The 23,656-nt window shown below is 70.8% G+C and carries 22 protein-coding genes and 1 tRNA gene; 17 read left to right on the top strand and 6 right to left on the bottom strand.

From position 1 onward, the window contains the following. Positions 1-75 precede the first annotated feature (75 nt). Positions 76-1,071, top strand: a complete 996-nt coding sequence (locus NQ152_RS01210) for a DMT family transporter (RefSeq protein ID WP_257522729.1) — start codon at positions 76-78, stop codon at positions 1,069-1,071. Here NQ152_RS01210 and NQ152_RS01205 read toward each other — a convergent pair. Beyond that, a complete protein-coding gene (locus NQ152_RS01205) occupies positions 1,043-1,516 on the bottom strand; it encodes an Lrp/AsnC family transcriptional regulator (protein WP_257502530.1) in 474 nt (157 codons plus the stop codon). The two genes, NQ152_RS01210 and NQ152_RS01205, sit on opposite strands and share 29 nt — an antisense overlap. Positions 1,517-1,682: 166 nt before the next feature. Between NQ152_RS01205 and pdhA the strand changes: the two genes are divergently transcribed. The 3 genes from pdhA to NQ152_RS01190 are packed head-to-tail and all read left to right on the top strand — an operon-like array spanning position 1,683 to position 5,241. Next, positions 1,683-2,828, top strand: a complete 1,146-nt coding sequence (pdhA, locus tag NQ152_RS01200) for a pyruvate dehydrogenase (acetyl-transferring) E1 component subunit alpha (RefSeq protein WP_257522728.1) — start codon at positions 1,683-1,685, stop codon at positions 2,826-2,828. After that, the gene (locus NQ152_RS01195; protein ID WP_257522727.1) at positions 2,825-3,883 is read left to right on the top strand and encodes an alpha-ketoacid dehydrogenase subunit beta; all 1,059 of its coding nucleotides are present in this window, start codon (positions 2,825-2,827) and stop codon (positions 3,881-3,883) included. Before pdhA ends, NQ152_RS01195 begins: the two co-directional genes overlap by 4 nt. Beyond that, the gene (locus tag NQ152_RS01190; RefSeq protein WP_257522726.1) at positions 3,883-5,241 is read left to right on the top strand and encodes a dihydrolipoamide acetyltransferase family protein; all 1,359 of its coding nucleotides are present in this window, start codon (positions 3,883-3,885) and stop codon (positions 5,239-5,241) included. The genes NQ152_RS01195 and NQ152_RS01190 overlap by 1 nt, the downstream gene beginning before the upstream one ends. A 3-nt stretch (positions 5,242-5,244) precedes the next feature. Here the strand turns inward: NQ152_RS01190 and NQ152_RS01185 are convergent, their stop codons facing one another. Continuing rightward, positions 5,245-5,841, bottom strand: a complete 597-nt coding sequence (locus NQ152_RS01185) for a TetR/AcrR family transcriptional regulator (RefSeq protein ID WP_257502534.1) — start codon at positions 5,839-5,841, stop codon at positions 5,245-5,247. A 105-nt stretch (positions 5,842-5,946) separates the two neighbouring features. Here NQ152_RS01185 and NQ152_RS01180 point away from each other — a divergent pair, with 105 nt between their 5' ends. From NQ152_RS01180 to NQ152_RS01160, 5 genes are read left to right on the top strand one after another with little or no spacing between them, the layout of a single operon-like run. Then, a complete protein-coding gene (locus NQ152_RS01180; protein ID WP_257522725.1) occupies positions 5,947-7,563 on the top strand; it encodes a carboxyl transferase domain-containing protein in 1,617 nt (538 codons plus the stop codon). Positions 7,564-7,598: 35 nt separating this feature from the next. Further along, positions 7,599-9,539: a biotin carboxylase N-terminal domain-containing protein gene (locus tag NQ152_RS01175; protein WP_257522808.1), complete on the top strand. Its 1,941-nt coding sequence runs from the start codon at positions 7,599-7,601 to the stop codon at positions 9,537-9,539. Next, positions 9,524-10,669 carry an acyl-CoA dehydrogenase family protein gene (locus tag NQ152_RS01170; protein WP_257522724.1) on the top strand — a complete coding sequence of 382 codons (1,146 nt, stop codon included), beginning with the start codon at positions 9,524-9,526 and terminating at the stop codon, positions 10,667-10,669. Before NQ152_RS01175 ends, NQ152_RS01170 begins: the two co-directional genes overlap by 16 nt. Before the next feature lie 26 nt (positions 10,670-10,695). Then, a complete protein-coding gene (locus NQ152_RS01165) occupies positions 10,696-11,205 on the top strand; it encodes a MaoC family dehydratase (protein ID WP_257502537.1) in 510 nt (169 codons plus the stop codon). Continuing rightward, entirely contained in the window at positions 11,202-12,008 is an 807-nt protein-coding gene (locus NQ152_RS01160) for a CoA ester lyase (protein ID WP_257522723.1), read from the top strand. Before NQ152_RS01165 ends, NQ152_RS01160 begins: the two co-directional genes overlap by 4 nt. A gap of 12 nt (positions 12,009-12,020) precedes the next feature. Here the strand turns inward: NQ152_RS01160 and NQ152_RS01155 are convergent, their stop codons facing one another. After that, positions 12,021-12,635 carry a histidine phosphatase family protein gene (locus NQ152_RS01155; protein ID WP_257522722.1) on the bottom strand — a complete coding sequence of 205 codons (615 nt, stop codon included), beginning with the start codon at positions 12,633-12,635 and terminating at the stop codon, positions 12,021-12,023. 9 nt (positions 12,636-12,644) lie between these two features. Then, positions 12,645-13,502, bottom strand: a complete 858-nt coding sequence (locus NQ152_RS01150) for a Sir2 family NAD-dependent protein deacetylase (RefSeq protein ID WP_374113541.1) — start codon at positions 13,500-13,502, stop codon at positions 12,645-12,647. A 146-nt stretch (positions 13,503-13,648) separates the two neighbouring features. On the opposite strand from NQ152_RS01150, the gene NQ152_RS01145 reads away from it, so the two are divergent. Beyond that, a complete protein-coding gene (locus NQ152_RS01145) occupies positions 13,649-14,470 on the top strand; it encodes an RNA methyltransferase (RefSeq protein ID WP_257522721.1) in 822 nt (273 codons plus the stop codon). Positions 14,471-14,486: 16 nt separating this feature from the next. Here NQ152_RS01145 and NQ152_RS01140 read toward each other — a convergent pair whose 3' ends face one another. Next, positions 14,487-15,341, bottom strand: coding sequence for an SGNH/GDSL hydrolase family protein (locus NQ152_RS01140; RefSeq protein WP_257522720.1), 855 nt, complete (start codon positions 15,339-15,341; stop codon positions 14,487-14,489). Positions 15,342-15,473: 132 nt separating this feature from the next. Here NQ152_RS01140 and NQ152_RS01135 point away from each other — a divergent pair, with 132 nt between their 5' ends. The 5 genes from NQ152_RS01135 (at position 15,474) to NQ152_RS01115 (ending at position 20,942) form a co-directional block, all read left to right on the top strand. After that, positions 15,474-17,309, top strand: a complete 1,836-nt coding sequence (locus tag NQ152_RS01135; RefSeq protein WP_257522719.1) for a DEAD/DEAH box helicase — start codon at positions 15,474-15,476, stop codon at positions 17,307-17,309. 121 nt (positions 17,310-17,430) lie between these two features. Beyond that, positions 17,431-18,513, top strand: coding sequence for a VIT1/CCC1 family protein (locus NQ152_RS01130; RefSeq protein WP_257522718.1), 1,083 nt, complete (start codon positions 17,431-17,433; stop codon positions 18,511-18,513). Positions 18,514-18,581: 68 nt separating this feature from the next. Continuing rightward, positions 18,582-18,667 (top strand) — tRNA-Leu (locus NQ152_RS01125). Positions 18,668-18,764: 97 nt separating this feature from the next. Further along, positions 18,765-20,066 carry a M20/M25/M40 family metallo-hydrolase gene (locus NQ152_RS01120; RefSeq protein ID WP_257502544.1) on the top strand — a complete coding sequence of 434 codons (1,302 nt, stop codon included), beginning with the start codon at positions 18,765-18,767 and terminating at the stop codon, positions 20,064-20,066. Between the two features lie 51 nt (positions 20,067-20,117). Next, positions 20,118-20,942: an undecaprenyl-diphosphate phosphatase gene (locus NQ152_RS01115; protein ID WP_257502639.1), complete on the top strand. Its 825-nt coding sequence runs from the start codon at positions 20,118-20,120 to the stop codon at positions 20,940-20,942. Positions 20,943-20,954: 12 nt separating this feature from the next. Here the strand turns inward: NQ152_RS01115 and NQ152_RS01110 are convergent, their stop codons facing one another. Continuing rightward, positions 20,955-21,818: a PAC2 family protein gene (locus NQ152_RS01110; RefSeq protein ID WP_257502545.1), complete on the bottom strand. Its 864-nt coding sequence runs from the start codon at positions 21,816-21,818 to the stop codon at positions 20,955-20,957. Between the two features lie 140 nt (positions 21,819-21,958). Between NQ152_RS01110 and NQ152_RS01105 the strand changes: the two genes are divergently transcribed. Together NQ152_RS01105 and NQ152_RS01100 are read left to right on the top strand one after the other, a co-directional pair. Then, entirely contained in the window at positions 21,959-22,660 is a 702-nt protein-coding gene (locus NQ152_RS01105; protein WP_257522717.1) for an HAD family phosphatase, read from the top strand. Then, positions 22,657-23,652, top strand: a complete 996-nt coding sequence (locus NQ152_RS01100) for a tRNA (adenine-N1)-methyltransferase (protein ID WP_257502547.1) — start codon at positions 22,657-22,659, stop codon at positions 23,650-23,652. Before NQ152_RS01105 ends, NQ152_RS01100 begins: the two co-directional genes overlap by 4 nt. Positions 23,653-23,656 lie beyond the last annotated feature (4 nt).

Genomic DNA, 23,656 nt, shown 5'->3' with positions numbered 1-23,656 from the left:
ACAGTTTGAACGCGTAGTGTCACCAGTGTAAGCGCAGATCACTCCTGACAGGGCGCCCCGACAGCCGGATCACACATGGCCGCTCACACCGCAGCAGTTCCCCTCCTCTCGCCGACGGCATCTCGCGCCGGCGCATCGGGCCTGCTGCTGGCGGTGGTCTCCGCCCTCGCCTTCTCCTCCAGTGGTCCGTTCATCAAGCCGCTTCTGGAGGAGGGCTGGTCTCTCGGCGCCGCACTCCTGGTGCGCATGGGCATCGCCGGGCTGATCCTCTCCCCGGCGCTCGTGCTGGCCGTCCGCCGGCAGCCGCGGTTCCTGCGTCGCCACGGCAAGCTGATCCTCGGCTTCGGGCTGATGCCGGTGCTCGGCTGCCAGTTGTTCTTCTTCTCGGCGATGCAGCGGATGCCGGTGGCGGTGGCCCTGCTCATCCAATACCTGGCGCCGGTCCTGCTGGTGGCGTTCGTGTGGATGCGGACGCGGAGAGCACCCTCCGCGCTGGTGCTGTGGGGCTCGGCTGTCGCAATCGTCGGACTCGTGCTGGTCGTGGACGTCGGGGGTGCGCGCTTCGACCTGCTCGGCACGCTGTTCGCCCTGGCGGCTGCGGTGTGCGTGTGCGCGTACTTCGTCATCTCGGCGCGCGCGGGCGAGGACCTGCCGCCGCTCGCCCTGGCAGCCGGGGGCCTGTTGACCGGGGGAGTCATCATGGCGGTGCTGTGCGTCACGGGGATCATGCCGTTCACCGCGCCCGCCGTCTCCGTGGTCCTCGCCGGTGTCGACGTGCCGTGGTTCGTGCCGCTGCTCTGGGTCGCTGCGCTGGCTACCACCCTGGGCTATGCGCTGGGGGTGATCGCCGTACCGCAGATCGGTTCCCGCGTGGCTTCGTTCGTGGGCCTGTCCGAAGTGCTGTTCGCGCTCGGGTTCGCGTGGCTGTTCCTCGCCGAGGTCCCCGCGCCGATCCAGTTCGCCGGCGGGGCTGCCATCCTGGTGGGCGTCGTGCTCGTCCGCCTCGACGCGCAGCCGCGCGGCGGCTCCCGGAGGGGTGCTGCTACGCTTCCCGTCGTGCCAGCGCCATGAGCGGCGTGACGCGATAGCCGATCACCTCACCCATCACCAGAGAGGTCTCGGTGCGCTCGACGCCGTCGATCGCGAGGATGCGGGCATCCGTGTCGAACAGGTGCTCGGTGTCCCGGCACGCGACGCGGACGAGCAGGTCGACCTGACCGCTGAGGCCGTGCACCTGCACGATCTCGGGCACGTGGGCCAGATCCGCGGTTATCCGCGGCAGGTCAGCCTGGTGCACCATGACGCTGATGAAGGCCTCGATCGGGAACCCGAGCGCGGTGGGGGAGATCGCCCTCTCGTAGGAGAGGAACACGCCGGAGCGCTCCAACCGCGCCATCCGCGCCTGCACGGTGTTGCGGGAGAGCCCGAGCCGCTCCGCAAGCGCGACCACGGTTGCGCGGGGGTCCGCGGCGAGGGCCGCGAGCAGCTCCAGGTCGACGTGATCGAGGGTGCTCATACTGTGAAACTTTACCACGCGGCACCGGGCTGCGTTTGGCAACATGCTCAGCAGACCTCTGGATGCTTGAGCTAGGTGCAAGATCGACGTAATCTCGGGCGCGTCGGCGACGAAGCCGGCGTTCCGCGACGGGCGGCCTCACGAGGGCCTCCCGCAACGAAGAGGGATGACGATGATGCACACCCTGACACCGACCGCCGAACCGGCGACGAACCTCGACGATATCGCCCGGCTGGTGGGTCCGGACGGCCGGCGCATTGCCCACCGCGACCTCGATCCGTGGGTCCAGGACATCGACGCCGCCGGCCTGCGGCGCCTGTATCGCGACATGGCCGTCGTCCGCCGCATCGACGCCGAGGGTGTCGCGTTGCAGCGGCAAGGCCAGCTGGGGCTGTGGGCTCCCTGTCAGGGGCAGGAGGCGACGCAGGTGGGCACCGCCCGTGCCTTCCGTCCCGACGACTTCGTCTTCCCCAGCTACCGCGAGATCGGCGTGAATTTCGTCCGCGGTGCGATCGCGTCGGATTTCGTGCTCGCCTGGCGCGGCGAGGCGCACTCCACGTTCAATCCCTACGACATCAACACCGCGACCCCGCAGATCATCATCGGCGCGCAGACCCTGCATGCCGTCGGCTACGCGATGGGCATCCGGTTCGACGGCACCGACCAGGTGGCCGGCGCGTACTTCGGGGACGGCGCGACCAGCCAGGGGGATGTGAACGAGGCGATGGTGTTCGCCTCGTCGTTCGGTGCGCCGGTCGTCTTCGTCTGCACCAACAACCAATGGGCGATCTCGGAGCCGGTCACCGTGCAGGCGAAGTTCCCCCTCGCCGGCCGTGCCCCCGGTTTCGGCATCCCGAGCCTGCGTGTCGACGGCAATGACGTCCTCGCGTGCCTGGCGGCCATGCGATGGGCCGTCGAGCATGCCCGCACCGGCGGGGGACCGGCGTTCATCGAGGCCGTGACCTACCGCATGGGCCCGCACACCACCTCCGATGACCCCACCCGCTACCGCGACGCGCACGAGGTCGAGCGCTGGCGCCGACGCGATCCGCTGGCGCGCGTGGAGGCGCTGCTGCGGTCCGAGGACGAGTTCTCCGCGGAGTTCGCCCGCGAGGTCGCCGACGAATCCGACCGCTGGGGCGCGGAGGTGCGGACGGCGTGCCTGTCGGCACGCACGCGGCCGGCGATCGAGGTCTTCGACGACGTGTACGCCGAACCGCACGCGGGCCTGGAGCTGCAGCGCGCGCAGTTCGCCGCCTACCTGGACGGCTTCGCCGGTGAGGATGCTGCGGCCCAGGGGAGTGCGCGATGACTGAGCTGACCATGGCCAAGGCCATCAACGAGGGTCTGCGCCGCGCGATGGCGGACGACCCCAAAGTTCTCGTCATGGGCGAGGACATCGGCAAGCTCGGGGGCGTCTTCCGCGTGACCGACGGACTGCTCGACCAGTTCGGGGCAGCGCGGGTGATCGACACGCCCCTGGCCGAATCCGGGATCATGGGCACGGCCGTGGGTCTGGCCTTCCGGGGGTATCGCCCGGTCGTCGAGATCCAGTTCGACGGGTTCGTGTATCCCGCCTTCGACCAGATCGTCTGCCAGGTCGCGAAGCTGCACTACCGCACGCGCGGGAACGTGCAGATGCCGATCACCATCCGCATCCCGTGGGCGGGGGGCGTGGGTGCTGCCGAGCATCACTCGGAGTCGCCGGAGGCGTATTTCGTCCACACGTCCGGGCTGCGCGTGGTCGCCGTGTCCAACCCGCAGGACGCCCACCTGATGCTGCGACAGGCGATCGCATCGAACGACCCCGTGGTGTACTTCGAGCCCAAACGCCTCTACCACACCAAGGGCGAGGTCGACCTGGATCTGGACCTGGCCGACGCTGCGCCGATGGGTCTGGCCAGGGTGGCCCGCGAGGGCTCTGACGTCACGCTGCTCACCTACGGCGCCCAGGTCGCGACAGCGCTGGATGCGGCCATCGCCGCGGAGGACGACGGGATCTCGATCGAGGTCGTCGACCTGCGATCGATCTCGCCGGTCGACTACCGCACCGTGTCCGCGTCGGTGCGCAAGACCGGACGCGTCGTCGTCACGCACGAGGCGGCCCGCGAAGCCGGAGTGGGTGCCGAATTGATCGCCAGCGTGACCGAGCACTGCTTCCCCTACCTCGAGTCGGCACCGGTCCGCGTGACCGGCCACGACATCCCGTACCCGCCGGCGAAGCTGGAAAAGCACCACCTGCCCGATCTGGATCGGATCCTGGATGCCGTCGACCGGGTCCTGGACCGACCGCACAGTCTCTCGGGGCCGGAGTGGAGCTCTGCTGAGGCGGACCACGCCGCGACCGTCGGCGGAGGCCTGCTCTGATGGCGACGGACTTCCACCTTCCCGACCTCGGTGAGGGCCTCCCCGAGGCGGAGCTGGTCCACTGGCTCGTCGCCGAGGGCGACACGGTGACGCTGAACCAGACGATCGCCGAGGTCGAGACGGCCAAGGCCGTCGTCGAGCTGCCCTCCCCGTACGCGGGAGTGGTGACAACGCTGCACGCGGCCGCGGGCGACGTGATCGAGGTCGGCTCCGTGCTGATCTCCTTCGACATCGCCGGCGCCGAGCCCGCGGCGGCGCAGGACCCGCCCGCGGAGGAGGCAGAACCGGTCCCGGAGCGGGCGCAGCCGAATCTGGTCGGCTACGGCGCGGCACCGCGCGGCGGCGGCCGCCCCCAGCGACGCGCCCGCCGCGGCGCTCGTCCGACCTCCGCGCCGGACACGGCCGTGCTCGACGCGGCTCCCCACGACGCGATCCACACCGAGCCCGCCGACGCCCTGCGGGAGCGTCCCCGCTGCACACCCCCGGTTCGCAAGCTCGCGAAGGAGCTGGGCGTGGATCTGGCGATGGTCCCGCCCAGCGGTGCCACCGGACTGATCACCCGCACCGATGTGGAGGCCTACGCGGCCGACCTGCGGGCCCGCGAATCCGCACCCGCCGTCCCGGTGCCGGTGGCATCATCGCGAACCTCGGACGCGGAACGGGTCACCCGGATCCCGATCCGGGGGGTGCGCAAGCACACCGCCGACGCGATGGTGCGCAGCGCGTTCACCGCGCCGCACGTCACGACATTCCACACCGTCGATGTCACGGCCACCAGCGAGCTCATCGCGTCGCTGCGCGCGGACCGGGGGCTGGCCGGTCATCGCATCGGCGTGATGGCGGTCGCGGCCAAGGCGGCCTGCCTCGCGCTGATGCGGCATCCGGAACTGAATTCCCGATGGGACGCCGACAGCGGCGAGATCCTCCAGCACCGCTACGTGAACCTCGGCATCGCCGCCGCCACATCGCGCGGCCTGGTCGTGCCCAATGTCCGTGACGCGGAGCAGATGACTCTGGTCGAGCTCGCGGATGCCATCGCAGGACTGGCGGAAACGGCGCGGGCGGGCAAGACGGCCCCCGGAGACATGAGCGGGGGCACGTTCTCGATCACGAATGTGGGCGTGTTCGGCGTCGATGCCGGCACGCCGATCCTCAACCCCGGCGAGGCCGGCATCCTCGCCATCGGTGCCGTCCGGCGCCAACCCTGGGAGTACCGCGGCGAGATCGCCCTGCGGGACGTGATGACGCTCAGCCTGTCCTTCGACCACCGGCTGGTCGACGGCGAGCAGGGTGCGCGCTTCCTGCGCGATGTCGCCGACATCCTGCGCGAACCGGGCCGGGCGATGCTCCTGCGATGACCGTCACGACGTGAGCGCGGACCGCGCCATCGACTCCAGGATGCCGCGCACCGTGTTCTCGGTCGGAGACGTGCGAAGCGCCCGCATGCTGTGCGGTGTGGAATTGATCAGCCCGAAACAGGCGTGCGCGCGCACGCGCAGGTCGCTCTCGGACCGGTCGGGGTGGATCTCGGCGAGGACCGCGGTCCACAGTTCGAGGTACTGCCGCTGCAGCCGGCGGACCGTGTGCCGGTCGTGCTCGCTCAGGCTGGCCAGGTCGCGGTCCTGGACGCGGATGACATCGGCGTCGGTGAGGGCGAAGTCGACGTGGAAGCGGATCAGACCGTCCAGCCGGGTCTCGGGGGTGTCGTGCGAGGCGATCACGTCTTGGCCGCCGCTGAGCAGCCGCTCGCTCACGCGGACCAGGATCGCTCCGAGCAGAGCCTGCTTGTTCGCGAAGTGCCGGTACACCGCCGGTCCGCTCACGCCCACCGCCGCGCCGAGTTCCTCGAGGCTCACTCCGCTGAAGCCGCGATCTGCGAACAGGCGTGCGGCCTCGTGCAGGATCGCCTCCTGGCGGTCGGCCTTCGCGCGACCACGCTCGGTGACACCGCTTGTCATTTCAGTTAATCCTCGCTAACCTGAATGCTCAGTTAGTGAACCCTAACCAATGGCATCCGGCCGGGACAACCGACGTGATGCGATCGTGACGTCGACGGAGATGACATGGCGGCAGCCGGATCGGCACTGCAGACCGCGGTCGTGCACGACGACGCCTTCGAGCGCACTCGTGCGGCGCAGGAGGCCCTCGCAGACGAGCTCAGGGCGCGCCTGGCGGTCGCGGCGCGGGGCGGGCCGGAGGCGTCGCGGGAGCGCCACGTCGCCCGCGGCAAGCTGCTGCCGCGCGACCGGGTGGATCGCCTCCTGGACGAGGGCAGTGCGTTCGTGGAGGTCGCGCCGCTCGCGGCGGAGGGGCTGTACGGGGGAGACGCGCCGGGAGCGGGTGTCATCGCCGGCATCGGGCTGGTCCACGGCCGGCAGGTGATGATCGTGTGCAACGACGCCACCGTCAAGGGCGGCACCTACTATCCGCTCACCGTCAAGAAGCACCTCCGCGCGCAGGAGATCGCCCGTGAGAATCGGCTCCCGTGCGTGTACCTCGTCGACTCCGGCGGTGCGTTCCTGCCGATGCAGGACGAGGTGTTCCCCGACCGGGACCACTTCGGCCGCATCTTCTTCAACCAGGCCAGGATGTCCGCCGAAGGCATCCCGCAGATCGCCGCCGTGCTCGGCTCGTGCACGGCCGGTGGCGCGTACGTTCCCGCGATGAGCGATGAGACCGTGATCGTCCGCAACCAGGGCACGATCTTCCTCGGCGGACCGCCGCTGGTCAAAGCCGCGATCGGCGAGATCGTGTCGGCCGAGGAACTCGGCGGCGGCGAGCTGCACGCCACCCGGTCGGGTGTGGTCGATCACCTGGCCGAGAACGACGAGCACGCCCTGGAGATCGTCCGCGACATCATCGCGACGCTGCCCCCGCCGGCCGCACCGGCGTGGGAGGTCATCGCGACCGTGCCGCCGGCCGTCGATGCCGCCGACCTCTATGGGGTCGTGCCCGTCGACGTGAACCAGCCGTACGACGTCCGCGAGGTGATCGGCCGCCTCGTCGACGGCAGTGCGTTCGCCGAGTTCAAGCGCGCCTACGGCGAGACGCTGGTCACCGGCTTCGCCCGCATCCACGGACATCCCGTCGGGATCGTCGCCAACAACGGCGTGCTGTTCTCGGAATCCGCGCAGAAGGGCGCGCACTTCATCGAGCTGTGCGACCAGCGGGGCATTCCGCTGCTGTTCCTGCAGAACATCTCCGGCTTCATGGTGGGGCGGGATGCCGAGGCCGGCGGCATCGCGAAGGACGGAGCGAAGATGGTGACCGCGGTCGCCACGACGCGCGTGCCCAAGCTGACGGTCGTGATCGGCGGATCGTTCGGCGCCGGCAACTACTCGATGTGCGGTCGTGCCTACTCGCCCCGGTTCCTGTGGACCTGGCCGGCGAGCCGGATCTCGGTGATGGGCGGGACGCAGGCGGCGTCGGTGCTCTCCACCGTGAAGCGCGATCAGCTCGAGGCCCGCGGCGGCGCGTGGTCCGCTCAGGAGCAGGCGGATTTCGAAGCGCCGATCCGCACCCAGTACGAGCAGCAGGGCAACCCGTACTATGCGACCGCCCGGCTCTGGGACGATGGCGTCGTCGATCCGGCGGACACCCGCGACCTGATCGGTCTCGCTCTGGACGTCGTCTCGCGAACTCCGCTCCCCGAACCCCGCTTCGGCGTCTTCCGGATGTGAGCGACGTGCCCGCTTCGGTTCTCGAGCCCGTCGAGATGTTCCACACGGTCCTGGTCGCAAACCGCGGCGAGATCGCCCGCCGCGTGATCAGGACCCTGCGCGCGCTCGGCATCCGCTCGGTCGCCGTCTACAGCGACCCCGATGCGGACGCTCCGCACGTGCGCGAGGCGGACGCGTCCTTCCGGGTGGGCCCGGCCGCCGCAGCCGAGTCCTACCTGGATGGCGGGGCGATCCTCGCAGCCGCGCGCGAATCCGGTGCGCAGGCGATCCACCCGGGCTACGGTTTCCTCTCCGAGAACGCCGCGTTCGCAGCCGACTGCGCCGCCGCGGGGATCGTGTTCATCGGCCCGGGACCGAAGGCGCTGGATGTGATGGGCGACAAGATCCGCTCCAAGGCGCACGTCGCCGCCAGCGGGGTGCCGATCGTCCCGGGCATCGATGCCCGCGAGCTGACCGACGCGGAGATCGCCGATGCCGCTGCCGACGTGGGTTACCCCCTGCTGATCAAGCCCTCCGCGGGCGGCGGCGGCAAGGGGATGCAGGTCGTGCGCGCTCCGGCGGAGCTGCCGGAGGCGCTCGCAACGGCGCGTCGGGTGGCCTCCGCGGCGTTCGGGGACGACACGCTGCTGCTGGAGCGGCTCATCGAGCGGCCCCGGCACATCGAGGTGCAGGTGATCGCGGATGCGCACGGGCGGGTGATCCACCTCGGCGAGCGGGAGTGCACCCTGCAGCGGCGGCACCAGAAGGTCGTCGAAGAGGCGCCGTCGCCGATCATCCACGAGCAGACACGGGCGAGTCTGGGCGTCGCCGCGTGTGCGGCCGCGGCAAGTGTGGACTACCGGGGGGCGGGAACGGTGGAGTTCCTGGTCGCCGCCGACCGTCCGCAGGACTTCTTCTTCATCGAGATGAACACGCGCCTGCAGGTGGAGCACCCGGTCACCGAACTGGTGACCGGACTGGACCTGGTCGAGCTGCAGCTGCGCGTCGCGGCGGGCGGACACCTCGGACTGGCCCAGCACGAGGTGCGGATGGACGGGCACGCGATCGAAGCGCGCGTGTACGCGGAGTCGCCCGCGCGGGGATTCCTGCCCGCCAGCGGGCCCGTGCTGGAATGGGCGCCGGCGCCGCAGGTGCGCACCGACTCGGCCGTCGAGACCGGCAGCGTCGTCACCGCGGATTACGATCCGATGATCGCGAAGGTGATCGCCCACGCTCCCGACCGGGCCGGCGCGCTCGCGCTGCTCGACCGGGCGCTGGCGCAGACGGTGCTGCTGGGCGTGGACACGAACGTCGCCTTTCTGCGCACCCTCCTCGCCGACGAAGCGGTGCGGGACGGCGACATGGACACCGGCCTGATCGACCGGATGCCGCCTTTCGCCGACCCGGAGCCCAGCGGCACCGCGCTGCGTGCGGCCGCCGCGGCGACCGCGCACGCCGCCGAGACGCCGGTGCCGCCGTCGCCCGGTCTCTGGCAGAGCGGCACGGGCTGGCGCGCCGGTGGCCCCGCGCTGCCGCGCCGCTGCCGCTTCGCAACCGAGGCGGGCGAGATCCTCTCGGCGGCGGCGGCCGCCGGCGCGCCCCCGGACGCACGCGTCGCCGTGGACGGCGACGGCGCGGTCTGGGTGCACGCGGACGGTGTCACGTCGCGGCTGGAGCCGCTGAGCCGGCGCGCGGCGTTGGAGAGGCAGCTGAGGACCAGTGCCGGTCCGGCCGCGGCATCCTCGCCGGAGCTGCGTGCGCCGATGCCGGGAACCGTCGTGGCCGTGCACGTCACCGGCGGCACCCGGGTGCGCGCGGGCGAGCGGATCGTCACGATCGAGGCGATGAAGATGGAGCACCCGGTGATCGCTCCGCACGACGGGACCGCGTCCATTCAGACCACGGTCGGCGACCAGGTGCACCGCGACCACGTGCTCGCCCGAGTCCTGCCCGACCCGGCCCAGCAGGAGAGGAACGACCCATGGACGACAACCTGAACGACGAGGAGCGCGAACTCGCCGCGCTGGTGCGCGAGTTCGCCGACGAGGTGGTGGCGCCGCGCTCGTATGAGGCCGATCGCACCCACACGCTGCCGCTGGAGGTGGTGGCCCAGATGGGCGAGCTGGGTCTGTTCGGCCTCCCGTTCCCCGAGGAGTTCGGAGGCCAGGGCGGCGACTATTTCGCCCTGTGCCTGGCCATCGAGGGGCTGGGGCGGGTCGACCAGTCGATCGCCATCACGCTGGAGGCCGGCGTCAGCCTCGGCGCCATGCCGGTCTTCCGCTTCGGCACCGACGCGCAGCGGCACGAGCTGCTCCCGGACCTGCTCGCCGGACGCGCTCTGGCCGGCTTCGGCCTGACCGAGCCCGAGGCGGGTTCGGATGCCGGCGCGACGCGCACCACAGCCCGGCTGGAGGGGGACGAGTGGGTCATCAACGGCTCCAAACAGTTCATCACCAACTCCGGCACGGACATCACGCGGTTCGTCACCGTGACGGCGGTGACGGGGGAGAGCGACGGCCGCAAGCAGATCTCCACGATCATCGTGCCCAACGGCACCCCCGGCTTCACCGTGGAGCCTGCCTACGACAAGGTCGGATGGCACGCCTCCGACACGCATCCGCTCACCTTCCAGGACGCACGCGTGCCTGCAGGCAATCTGCTGGGCGAACGAGGACGCGGTTTCGCGAACTTCCTGCACATCCTGGACGAGGGCCGCATCGCGATCGCCGCGCTCTCGACCGGCGCGGCCGAGGGATGCCTGGAAGCGGCGGTGGACTACGCCAAGAAGCGCACGGTGTTCGGTGAGCAGCTCTCGACGCGGCAGAGCATCCAGTTCATGCTCGCGCGGATGCAGCTGCGCGTTCACAACGCGCGTCTGGCCTGGCACCACGCGGCGCGCCTGCGCGATGCCGGCAGGCCGTTCAAGGTGGAGGCGGCGATCGCCAAGCTGACCGCGAGCGACGCGGCGATGGACAACGCCCGTGATGCCACGCAGATCTTCGGCGGCAACGGGTTCATGAACGAGTACCCGGTCGCGCGCCATTTTCGGGACTCGAAGATCCTCGAGATCGGCGAGGGCACCAGCGAGGTGCAGCTCCTGGTCATCTCACGGGCGCTCGGCCTGTGATCGGCGCCTCGGGTAGCGTGAGCGCCGTGAACGAGCCGGTATCGCCGCAGAGCGACCACATCCAGCGGGGACTGTACTTCGAGGAGCTCCAGATCGGCGCCCGCTACCACCATCGCCCGGGGCGCACCGCGACCGAAGCCGACAACGTGCTGTTCTCTGCGTTGACGATGAACACGCAGGCCCTGCACCTGGACGCCGCGTACTCGGCGACGCAGCCGTTCGGGCAGCGGCTGATGAACTCGATGTGGACTCTGGCGACCATGGTCGGGGCCTCGGTCGGCCAGATCACCCAGGGCACGCTGGTCGCCCAGCTCGGGATGACCGACGTCGCCTTTCCCGCACCGCTCGTGCACGGCGACACCCTGTACACCGAGACCGAGGTCCTGCAGAAGCGGCTCTCCGCCTCACGACCCGGCCAGGGGATCGTCACGATGCGCCACACCGGCCGCAATCAGGACGGCACGGTCGTCGCGACGGCCACCAGGATCGCGCTGATGTGGTGCCGGGACGCCGCGAACGCCGAGGAGGAGTCATGACCGTTCTGGACCACGGGCCCGCGCTGCTGTTCTGCCCTGCGGACCGGCCGGAGCGCTTCGAGAAGGCCCTGCAGCGTGCGGATGCGGTGATCCTGGACCTCGAGGACGCCGTCGCACCGGCGGCCAAGACCGCTGCCCGGGGCGCCCTGATCGAATCCGAACTCGATCCCGATCGGGTGATCGTCCGCATCAACCCGCCCGGGACCGACGCGTTCGTGGCGGACCTGGCGACCCTGTCCCAGACGGACTACCGCACCGTCATGATCGCGAAGGCCGAGGGGGTCCCCCAGCTCAGAGCGATCGGTCGGCGGTTCACGATTATCGCGCTCTGCGAGACGGCACGCGGTGTGGTGGCCGCGGAGAAGCTCGCCGCACACGATCAGGTCGTCGCGCTCATGTGGGGAGCGGAGGATCTGGTCGCCAGCCTGGGCGGCACCTCCAGCCGAAAGCCCAACGGGCGCTACCGCGACGTGGCACGGGTCGCGCGCGCGCGGGTCCTGCTGGCAGCGGGCGCGCAGGGGAAGGCCGCGGTCGACGCGGTGCACCTGGATATCGCCGAGACCAAGCGGCTCACGATCGAAGCGGCCGACGCCGCGGCATCCGGCTTCGCCGCCACCGCCTGCATCCACCCGAGCCAGGTTCAGATCATCCGCGATGCGTACCGGCCCACCCCCGCCGCCCTGGCCTGGGCCCGCTCGGTGCTGGCTGCGGCCGAGACCGAGGGAGGCGTCTTCACCCATCGGGGCCGCATGGTCGACGAGCCGGTGCTGCGCCACGCCCGCGCCACGCTGCGGCGGGCGTAGCACCCGCCTGGACTACGCCCTCGCGCCGGCGTAGGTGAGCAGGCTGAGGCGCTCCGGTTCGTACCGCATGGTGTGCGCGGAGCCGTTCGCCAGGCGCTCCCCGACCAGCGGCAGTTCGCCCCCGGTGGCATGGCGGATCAGCTCCCGGATGAGCGCACCGTGTGTCACCACGACCACGGATGCCGCGGCGGGCGCCGTCGCTCGGCGGGCGTCGCGCACGATCTCGTCCAGTGCGCGCAGTCCGCGCGCACGCAGCTGAGGCCAGGGCTCCGCGCCCGGGATCTCCGCGGCGTGCCAGTCGCCCCAGCGCGCCAGGAACTCGTCCGCGTCGACGCCTTCGGCTTCGCCGTACGCCCGCTCCCGCATCCCGGCGTAGGTGCGCGGTGCCGCCAGGCCGAGCGCATCCGCGATGATCTCGGCCGTCTCCCGCGCGCGCGACAGGTCGCTCGAGACCACGACGGGGCAGACGGCGGCCGCGGACAGGTCGAGCTGGGCGCGCAGGGCGGCGGCGGCATCCCGCGCCTGAGCCCGGCCGGTCTCGTTCAGGGGGATGTCGGTCGATCCCTGGACACGCCGGGCACGGTTCCAGTCGGTCTCGCCGTGGCGGACGAGGGTCAGCAGAGTCACCGCTCGAGCCTATGCGCCCCGCTGGGCTGCCGGGGCGGGTAGCGCGTCGGCGAGCGCCTGGAGGACTTCGCTGGCCCCTGCATCGATCTTCACGGTCGCGCGCGCGTCGCCCCGCGTCTGACCGCGGTTGACGATCACGATGGGCAGCCGCCGCCGCCGGGCCCGTTCCAGCAGACGGATGCCGGAGTTGACCACGAGGGAGGAGCCGGCGATCACGAGGGCGTCGCTCGCGCGCACCAGCTGCTCGGCCTCGCGGAACTTCTCGGCCGGGATGAACTCGCCGAAGAAGACGACATCGGGCTTGAGCATGCCGCCGCACACCGTGCAGGCGGGAATGCGGAATCCTGTCGTGCTCTGCGGAAGCACGTCGCCGTCGGGTCCGAGGGGGACGTTCTCGGGGATCGTGATCCAGGGGTTGTCGGCCTCGACCCGCTGCGCCAGGTCACGACGGTCGAAGACCTGACCGCAGTGCGTGCAGAAGACCCGCCGCATCGTGCCGTGCAGCTCCACCACCCGGCGGCTCCCGGCGCGCAGGTGGAGGCCGTCGACGTTCTGGGTGATGACGCCGGTGGCGATGCCCTGCCTCTCCAGTGCCGCCAGGGCGGTGTGGCCGGGGTTGGGCTCGGCCGTAGAGAAGGCGCGCCACCCGAGGTGGCTGCCGACCCAGTACCTGCGGCGCGCGTCTTCGCTGGCCAGGAACTGCTCCACGCTCATCGGCGCGCGCACCGGCGCTCCCGTGCCCCGATAGTCGGGAATGCCGGAATCGGTCGATATGCCGGCGCCGGTGAGGACGGCCAATCTGCGTCCCGAGAGCGCGTTCACGGCGCGGTCGACCTCCTCGGCGGTCTGGGCATCCTGCTGGGCCACGGCCGTGATGCGATCACCCCCTCGAGTTCGAGCCTGTGCTCAGAGTGTAGGCGGCGCGGTTTTCCGGGATGTTACGGATCGGTCCGCACCTGGGAGAGTGGGAGGGCGGTCCGGCGTCACCGGTGGCGCGGATCGAGGGAGCACGGATGAAGGTCGTCGAGATTTCCGATGCGGCAGATGCCCGGCTGGCGGACTACCGCGACCTGACCGATGTCGCTCTGCGCCGGGTGCTCGAACCGGACGGGGGTCTGTACATCGCCGAGTCGGCCAAGGTGATCGGAAGGGCGCTGCGCGCGGGCCACCGTCCGCGCTCGGTGCTGGTGCAGCCGAAATGGCTGCCCGATGTCACGGTGCTCCTGGGCGAGGACGAGGCGACACCCGTGTACGTGGTCACCTCGGCGGTGGCCGAATCGCTCACCGGGTACGCCGTGCACCGCGGCGCCCTGGCGGCCATGCACCGGCCGCCGCTCGCGTCGGTCGCGGAGGTGGTGGCCGGGGCGCGCACCGTCGTGGTGCTGGATGACATCGTCGATCACACCAACGTGGGGGCGGCATTCCGCAGCGCCGCGGCCCTCGGCGCCGATGCCGTCCTGATCACTCCGCGCTGTGCGGACCCGCTGTACCGGCGCAGTGTCCGGGTGAGCATGGGGACCGTTTTCCAGGTGCCGTGGACCAGGCTGCCGGAATGGGGCCCCGCCCGCGACATCCTCAGCGACGCGGGATTCCATCTCGCTGCCCTGGCCCTGGCCGATGATGCCGTCGGGCTGGATGAGTTCGCCGCGCACCGCCCCGAACGGGTGGCGCTGATGCTCGGCTCCGAGGGCGACGGCCTCAGTCCCCGGGCGCTGCATGCGGCCGACACGATCGTGACCATTCCGATGGGCGGCGGCGTGGATTCGCTGAACGTGGCTGCGGCCAGCGCCGTCGCGCTGTGGGCGCTGCGGGCGCCGCACCCGAACACGCGGTAGCCGCTGCGGACGCAGGCTAGCGCTGTTCGTCCGGCGGCGGGGGAGCCTCCTGGCCGGCGGGCGCGCTCCGCACCGGCAGCGGCGCGGGGCGCTTTGCGGTGATCGCATCCCCGGAGGATCGGTGGCGGACACGGCGCAGCACCCACGGCACGAAGTGCGTCCGCGCCCACACGAAATCCTCGGTGCGCGCGGCGCGCCACGTGCCGACAGGCAGAGGGTCCGGCTGCATCGGCTGCAGATCGTTGGGGACGTTCAGGGCGCGCAGCACCATGCGCGCCACCTCGTGGTGCCCGAGCGAGTTGTAGTGCAGCCGGTCGGGGTCGAAGAACCGCGGATCCTGAACCTCTTTGAGCGCCCACTGGTCGGCCACGATGCACTCGTACCGCTCGGCGATGGCACGGATGTTCTCGTTGTAGATCGCGATCTTTCCGCGGAAGGGCCGGAACACCGGCGTGAAGTTCGTATCGATGCCCGTGAACACCACGATGGTCGCGTTATCGCGACTGAGCCGGACGACGGCATCCTCGAACTGCGCGGCGATCTGGTCCGGATCGGTGCCCGGACGGATGACGTCGTTGCCACCGGCCGAGAACGTGATCAGGTCCGGGCGCAGCTCCAGCGTGGGGTCGATCTGATCGGCGATCTGCGCGATGAGCTTGCCGCGAACGGCGAGGTTCGCGTACGCGAAGTCGTCGACCTGCCGGGAGAGCACCTCGGCGACCCGGTCCGCCCAGCCGCGGTGTCCTCCCGGCAAGCCCGGCTCGGGGTCGCCGATGCCCTCCGTGAACGAGTCGCCGAGTGCGACGTATCGTCGCCACGGGTGAGGGCCGAGATTCGAGATCTCCGCAGTCGGCTCGTCGCTGGGGGGCATTGTTCTTCCTCGGGTCGGGACCGCTTCGAGGCTACCGTGCCCGCCCGACCCGCGCTGGGTTGTCGGGCTCCTCGTCTAAGGTGGTCAGTCGTTGTCCGCGTCGCGGACGGCAGCACGAGGAAAGGGCGCGGCATGGACAGCGACGCCCTCATCCAGACCCCACCGGTCCTTCCGATCGGTGGTGCGGCGGCCGAGCACCTGTCGCCGGCGTACCCGCAGCGCGCACCGTGGGGGACCGCTCAGCGCCTGCGCGCCTGGCAGGCCGAGGCGCTGGACCGATACTTCAGTCTGGACGGGCCGGACGGTGTCGGCTCCGGACCCCGGGACTTCCTCGCCGCCGCGACACCGGGCGCAGGCAAGACCACGTTCGCCCTCCGGCTGGCCAGTGAGCTGCTGCGCCGGGGCGTGATCGATCGCATCGTCGTGGTCGCTCCCACCGAGCACCTCAAGACGCAGTGGGCGGACGCCGCGGCCCGCGTCTCGATCCGGCTCGATCCGGCCTTCACGAACCGCCACTTCGCCCCGGCGCGCCAGTACCACGGGATCGCCGTGACCTACGCGCAGGTCGCGGTCAAAGCCTCTGTCCATCAGCGGGTCGTGATGGATGCCCGCACGCTGGTGATCCTGGACGAGGTGCACCACGGCGGAGATGCGCTCAGCTGGGGCGAGGCGCTGCGCGAAGCCTACGGCCGCGCCACCCGGCGGCTGCTGCTGTCCGGCACCCCGTTTCGCAGCGACACGGCTCCGATCCCGTTCGTGGAGTATCACCCGGACGAGCACGGCATCCGGCTCTCGCGCACCGACTACAGCTACGGCTACGGGCGGGCGCTCGCGGACGGAGTGGTGCGTCCCGTCATCTTCCTCGTCTACGCCGGGCAGATGCGCTGGCGCACCCGCACCGGCGACGAGATGGAGGCCCAGCTCGGACAGGACAACACCAAGGACATCACCGCGCAGGCCTGGCGCACCGCCCTGGATCCGGAGGGCGAGTGGATCCCCGCCGTCCTGCGCTCGGCCGATCGCAGGCTCACCGAGGTCCGTGAGCAGATTCCGGATGCCGGCGGCCTGGTGATCGCGACGGATCAGACGTCTGCGCGCGCGTACGCGGCTTTCCTGCGCGAGCTCACCGGGGAGGAGCCGTCCGTCGTGCTGTCCGACGAGTCAGAGGCATCGGCGCGCATCGAGACGTTCGCCGGCAGCACGACGCGGTGGATGGTGGCCGTCCGGATGGTCTCCGAGGGCGTGGACGTGCCTCGCCTGGCCGTCGGGGTGTACGCGACCTCCGCCTCCACGCCGCTGTTCTTCGCTCAGGCGGTCGGGCGTTTCGTGCGCGCCCGGCGGCGCGGCGAGACGGCGAGCATCTTCCTGCCGCACGTTCCGCAGCTGCTCGCCCTCGCCAACGAGCTGGAGCGGCAGCGCGACCACGCCCTGGATCGGAACACCGAGGGCGAGGACGAATGGGCGCTGGATGAGGACGCGATGGATGCCGCCGCGCGGGAGGAACCGGCATCCGACGCCCTGACCTATGAATTCACCTACCAGGCCCTCGGGTCGGTCGCGCACTTCGACCGGGTGCTGTACGACGGTCGCGAATTCGGCGAGCTGGCCGTACCGGGCACGCCCGAGGAGGAGGAGTTCCTCGGGCTGCCCGGGCTGCTCGAGCCGGAGCACGTGCACGAGCTGCTGCAGCAGCGGCAGGCGCGCCAGAGCAAGCACCGCCGCACCCGTGAGGCGCGCGAGGGACCGCCCGAGGCCGCAGCGCCGCCGCAGGCGCTGCACCGCACGCTCAAGGAGCAGCGGCAGCTGTTGAACAGCCTGGTGGGCGTGTACGCGCGCCAGACCGGCGACCCGCACGGAATCGTGCACGCCGAGCTGCGCCGCGTCTGCGGCGGCCCTGCGGTCAGCCACGCCACCGTGGCGCAGCTGCAGGCTCGGATCGACCTGCTCCGCGCTCGCGTGCACTCCTGAAGCCGACCCGGACGGTCCTCGTTCGGAGGCCCGAAATGCTGGCAATCGCTGCGCTGAGCTGAGGCCGGCGCACGGCGCTGGCTACCGTTGAACAGTCCCGCACCCCCGCCCGGAGGCTTCATTGACCGCGCCCGCAGAGCCCACCACCCGCGACCGGCGTCGCTGGGCCCAGTACCTCGTCGACGAACGCGCCGAGGCACAGGTGTACCGCGAGCTCGCGGCGCGGCGCGACGGCGAGGAGCGCGCGATCCTGACGGCGCTCGCCGACGCCGAGGGCCGCCACGAGGCGCACTGGCTGCGCCTGCTCGGCGGCGAGCCCGCACAGCTCCCGAGACCGGATGTGGGGACCCGACTGCTCGGCTGGATGGCCAGGCGGTTCGGGTCGATCTTCGTCCTGGCCCTCGCGCAGAATGCGGAGGGACGTTCGCCGTACGAGAGCGAGCCGTTCGCCACCTCCGCGATGGCCGCAGACGAGAAGGTCCACCACGAGGTGGTCCGCGGGCTGGCCGCGCGCGGACGCCGGCGACTGTCGGGCACGTTCCGGGCCGCCGTGTTCGGTGCCAACGACGGGCTGGTCTCCAATCTCGCACTGGTCTTGGGCATCGGAGCCACCGGTGTCGCCCCACAGGTGGTGCTGTTCACTGGCATCGCCGGTCTGCTGGCGGGCGCCCTGTCGATGGGCGCGGGCGAGTTCGTGTCCGTGCGTTCGCAGCGGGAGCTGCTGCAGGCCACCGAACCCAGCGACTATGCGGATGCCGCGCTGCCCAATCTGGATCTGGACGCGAACGAGCTGGCGCTGGTGTACCGGACGCGGGGGCTGTCGCCCGCCGAGGCCCTGGAGCGCGCCCGGCGGGTGGTCAGCGCCGCGCAGGACGGCACGACCCCGCGCGGCGGACCGCTGGACGTGCCGTCGGAGCACGACGTCGTCGGCGGGGCGTGGAATGCGGCCCTGTCGAGCTTCCTCTTCTTCGCGTCCGGTGCGGTGGTCCCGGTGCTGCCCTGGATGTTCGGGCTGTCCGGGCTGCCGGCGGTCCTGACCGCCCTCGTGCTGGTCGGTATCGCGCTCCTGGCGACCGGGGCGATGGTGGGGCTGCTCTCCGGCGGCCCTCCGCTGCGCCGCGCCCTGCGGCAGCTGCTGATCGGCTACGGCGCGGCAGCCGTCACGTACGTGCTCGGATGGCTGTTCGGGGTCTCGGTCGGCTGACCGCGGTTACGGCCTGGGGCTCCGGACGTGATAATGTCGATCTTCGGTTGGCGACAACCCAAACCCATGCGCGGGTGGCGGAATAGGTAGACGCGCTAGCTTGAGGTGCTAGTGCCCTTTAACGGGCGTGGGGGTTCAAGTCCCCCCTCGCGCACAGAACGACGAAGGCCCCCTTTCGAGGGGGCCTTCGTCGTTTCGGACGGCGATCCGTGTGCAGGGCCGGCCGGCGGCCAGCGGGTAGGTTAGTCCGCATGCCCAGCCCCGGTTCAGACCTCCCCGAGGTCGTGCGCATCGCCCGTGATCTGATCCGCTTCGACACGTCCAACTGGGGCGGCGGCAAGGCCGAGGGCGAGCGTGAGGCTGCCGAGTACGTCGGGGCGTACCTGGAGTCGCTGGGCCTGACCCCCGAGTACTACGAGCCCATCCCGCGCCGTACCAACGTGATGGCCCGCGTCCGGGGACGCAATCCGGACAAGCCCGCACTCGTGCTGCACGGGCACCTCGATGTCGTCCCGGCGATCGCCGAGGATTGGTCCGTGGATCCGTTTGCGGGCGAGATCCGCGATGGGATGCTGTGGGGCCGCGGGGCCGTGGACATGAAGGACATGGATGCGATGATCCTGACCTCGGTCGCGGAGATCCTCCGGGCCGGTGAGCGGCCCGAGCGCGACCTGATCCTGGTCTTCTTCGCGGACGAGGAGAACGGCGGGGTCGAGGGATCCCACCTGGTCGTGACCCAGCATCCGGAATGGTTCCACGGTGCGACCGAGGCCATCAGTGAGGTCGGCGGGTACTCCATCGCGGTCGGCGACCGGCGTGCTTACCTGCTGCAGGTCGGTGAGAAGGCGTTGATCTGGATCCGTCTGCGCGCCCGCGGCCGGGCCGGACACGGCAGCCGTGTCCACCCGGACAACGCCGTCACCCGCCTTGCGGAGGCGGTCGCGGCGCTCGGGCGCACCGAGTGGCCGGTCCAGCTGACCGCCACCAGCGAGCAGATGCTGGATGGGCTGAGGCAGCTCACCGGCGCCTCCGACCAGGATCCGGACAGCCTGGCGATGGCCACCGGGCCGGCTGAGGGATTCATCCGGTCCACGCTGCGGACGACGACGAACCCGACCGGGCTCACGGCCGGCTACAAGCACAACGTCATCCCCGACGTGGCCGAAGCGCTGATCGATGTGCGCACCCTCCCCGGGGGTGAAGAGGCCGCCCTGGCCGATATCAGGCGGATCGTGGGCGAGGACGTCGAGGTCGAGGTCGTGGTCCGCGACGTCGGGCTGGAGGTCCCGTTCGACGGTGCTCTGGTGCACGCGATGGTGGCGGCGCTCGGGCGCGCCGATCCGGGCGTGCCGGTGATCCCGTATCTGATGGGCGGCGGGACGGACAACAAAGCGCTGTCGATGCTGGGCATCGAAGGGTACGGCTTCGCGCCGCTGCGGCTGCCGGCCGATCTGGATTTCACCGGAATGTTCCACGGCGTGGACGAGCGCGTTCCGCTGGATGCGCTGATCTTCGGCCAGCGAGTGCTGACGGACCTGCTGCGCACGTACTGACCCGCACCTGACCTCACCGCAACGCTCCACTTGAGCACGAAAGGCGCGCCCATGCTTCTGGAGGCGATCATCCTCGGCCTGGTCCAGGGACTGACCGAGTTCCTGCCGATCTCATCGAGTGCGCACCTGCGCATCCTCGGCGAGTTCCTGCCCGGCGCACAGGACCCGGGGGCGGCGTTCACCGCGATCACGCAGATCGGCACGGAGGCGGCGGTCGTGCTGTTCTTCTGGCGTGACATCGTGCGGATCGTGACCCGGTGGTTCCAGGCGCTGCTGGGCAGGATTGCGCGCAACGATCCGGACGCGCGGATGGGCTGGCTCATCATCGTGGGCAGCATCCCGATCGTGGTGCTCGGTCTGCTCTTCCAGGACCAGATCGAGACCACCTTCCGCTCGCTCTGGCTGATCGCCGGGATGCTGATCTTCTTCGGCGTGCTGCTCGGGATCGCCGATCACGTGGGGGCGAAAAGGCGCCAGCTGAAGGACCTCACCGTCCCGCACGGCGTGATCTTCGGCTTCGCCCAGGCGCTGGCGCTGGTGCCCGGCGTCTCCCGCTCGGGCGGAACCATCACCGCCGGCCTGTTCCTGGGCTACGAGCGGGCCGCGGCCGCCCGTTACGCGTTCCTGCTGGCCATCCCGGCGGTCTTCGGCAGCGGGTTCTATCAGCTGTTCAAGAGCTGGGACGAGCCGGGGGTCTTCACCCTCGGCGAGACGGCGGTGGCGACGGTCGTCGCCTTCGCGGTGGCGCTCGGCGTGATCGCGTTCTTCATGCGCTGGATCTCCAAGCACAGCTTCCTGCCGTTCGTGCTCTACCGCGTCGCGCTGGGCTCGCTGCTGCTGGTGCTGCTCAGCGCCGGGGTCCTCCAGGCGTACTGAGGCAGACCCGCGCTAGCGGCGCGGGTCGTCGCGGCCGGGCTTGGCCGGCCCGTCGCCGCGGCGCCGCAGGTACTTCTCGAACTCCTGTGCGATCGCGTCGCCGGACGCCTCGGGGGAGTCCCAGGTGTCGCGGGTGCGCTCGAGCTGGCGGATGTACTCGGTCATCTCCTCGTCGTCTGCGGCGGCCGCGTCGATCGAGGCCTCCCAGGCGGCGGCGTCGGTCGCGAGGTCGCCGCGGGGCACCTGGGCCCCGGTGAGGTCCTCCAAGCGGTCCAGCAGCGCGAGGGTCGCCTTCGGCGAGGGCGTGTGCCCCGCGACGTAGTGCGGCACGCTGGCCCACAGGCTCGCGGCCGGAATACCCGCGGCATCGGCCGCATGCGAGAGCACGCTGAGAATGCCCACCGGCCCCTCGTACGTGCTGCGCTCCAGGTCGAGGCTGTTGCGGACGTGCTCGCTCTCGCTGCCGGCGAAGATCGAGATGGGCCTGGTGTGCGGCACGTCCGACATCATCGAGCCCAGCGCGACGAACCCGGTGATGTCCTCGCGCAGTGCGACGTCCACGAACTCGGTGGCGAACGCCTGCCAGGCCCGGGCGGGCTCCACGCCGGTCAGCAGCCACAGCTGGGTGCTCCGAGTCTGTTTGACCGGCTTGAGGATCGTCGCCTCCGGCCAGCGGATGACGCGGGTGCCGTCCGCGTCCATCGCGACCTGCGGGCGGGTGTACTGGTAGTCGAAGTACAGCTCCGGGTCGACGGAGAAGACCGGCTCGTATTCGCCGCTGTCGCGCAGGTGCGACACCGCGGCGGATGCTGCTTCGCCCGCGTCGTTCCACCCGTCGAAGGCGGCGACGAGCACCTTGCGTCCCAGTCCGTCCACACGACCTCCTTCCCCCGGCGATCCCGGGGTGCATCCAGGATAGGCTCCGCGGCCGGATGCCGGGCGGCCAACGCCTCGGCGTGCCCCCAGGTGGCCGGAGCGGGAACGGCCCGTCGTCGCCCCGCGACTACCATGGAGCAGTGAGCGATAGCACCTTGGCAGCGGTCCTGTGGGACATGGACGGGACGCTCGTTGACACCGAGCCCTACTGGATGGCGGCTGAGGCGGTGCTCGTCGGCCAGTTCGGCGGCACATGGTCGCACGAGCAGGCGCTGCGGCTGGTCGGCCTGGGACTGGAGGATTCCGCGCGCATCTTCCAGGACGCGGGGGTGCAGATGGGCATCCACGCGATCGTCGACCATCTCACCGACGATGTCATGGGCCAGCTGGCCACGAAGGGCGTGCCGTTCCGCCCCGGTGCGCAGGAGCTGCTGGCCAGCCTCCGTGCGGCTGGCATCAGGACCGGGCTGGTCACGATGTCGTTGCGTCGGATGGCACAGACCGTCGTGGACCTGATGGACTCCCACGCCTTCGACGTGGTCATCGCCGGAGACGACTCCACCCGTCCCAAGCCCTTCCCCGACCCGTACCTCCAGGCCTGTGCCGCGCTCGGCGTCGACCCTCGCGACACCGTCGCGATCGAGGACTCGCCGAACGGATTGCGCTCCGCAGTGGCGTCCGGTGCCGCCGTGATCGGCGTGCCGCACATGGTCTCGATCACGGGCGCCGGCGCGCACGCGGTGTGGCCCACTCTTGCCGGGCGCACCGCCCAGGACGTCGCGCTGTTCCACGCCGGACACGTGCAATCCGCTTCCGAACACCGCCCAGGAGATGCACCATGACCGTCGACCGTCCGAGCGGCCCTTTCCGGATCGGCGACCGTGTGCAGCTGACCGGCCCCAAGGGCCGACTGCACACCGTGACCCTCCGCGAGGACGGCGAGCTGCACACCCACCACGGAGTGCTCCGGCACACCGCGCTGATCGGACAGCCGGACGGGTCCGTGGTCTCCAACAGCGCAGGACACGAGTACCTCGCGCTGCGCCCGCTGCTGCGGGACTTTGTGATGTCGATGCCGCGCGGCGCCGCCATCGTCTACCCCAAGGACGCCGCACAGATCATCGCCCAAGCGGATGTCTTCCCGGGCAGTGTCGTGGTCGAAGCCGGAGTGGGCTCGGGGGCGCTGTCGCTCTCGCTGCTGCGCGCGATCGGCGACGGCGGGCACCTGGTGTCGTTCGAACGTCGGTCCGAGTTCGCCGACGTCGCGCGCGCCAATGTCGAGACGTTCCTCGGACGGGTCCCGGCGAACTGGGACGTCGTCATCGGCGACCTCGTCGAGGAGCTGCCGAACGCGGTGGCCGCGGCATCCGTGGACCGTGTCGTGCTGGACATGCTGGCGCCCTGGGAATGCATCGACGTCGTGGCTGACGCGCTGACGCCGGGGGGAGTGGTGCTCTGCTACGTCGCGACGGCGACACAGCTGAGCCGCGTGGCGGAGTACATCCGGGCGACCGGGCTGTTCACCGAACCGGACGCCAACGAGACGATCGTGCGCGGCTGGCACGTCGAGGGCCTCGCCGTCCGCCCCGACCACCGGATGGTCGCGCACACCGGGTTCCTGATCTGGGCGCGCCGACTGGCACCCGGCGCCATCGCCCCGGAGCAGCGGCGCCGGGCATCGAAGTCCAGCTACGGCGATGAGGACGTGGAGCTGTGGACGCCTGGCGCGGTAGGGGACCGGGTGATCACGGACAAGAACCTCCGCAAGCGTGTGCGCGAGGCCGAACGCGCCGCCGACGGAGCGCGGCAGGCGGCATCCGGCGATCAGGACTGACCGA

Source organism: Microbacterium sp. zg.B48, assembly GCF_024623505.1.
GTDB lineage: Bacteria > Actinomycetota > Actinomycetes > Actinomycetales > Microbacteriaceae > Microbacterium.
Note: the sequence above shows the minus strand (reverse complement) of the source record. Positions and strands in the feature narration are given on the sequence as shown.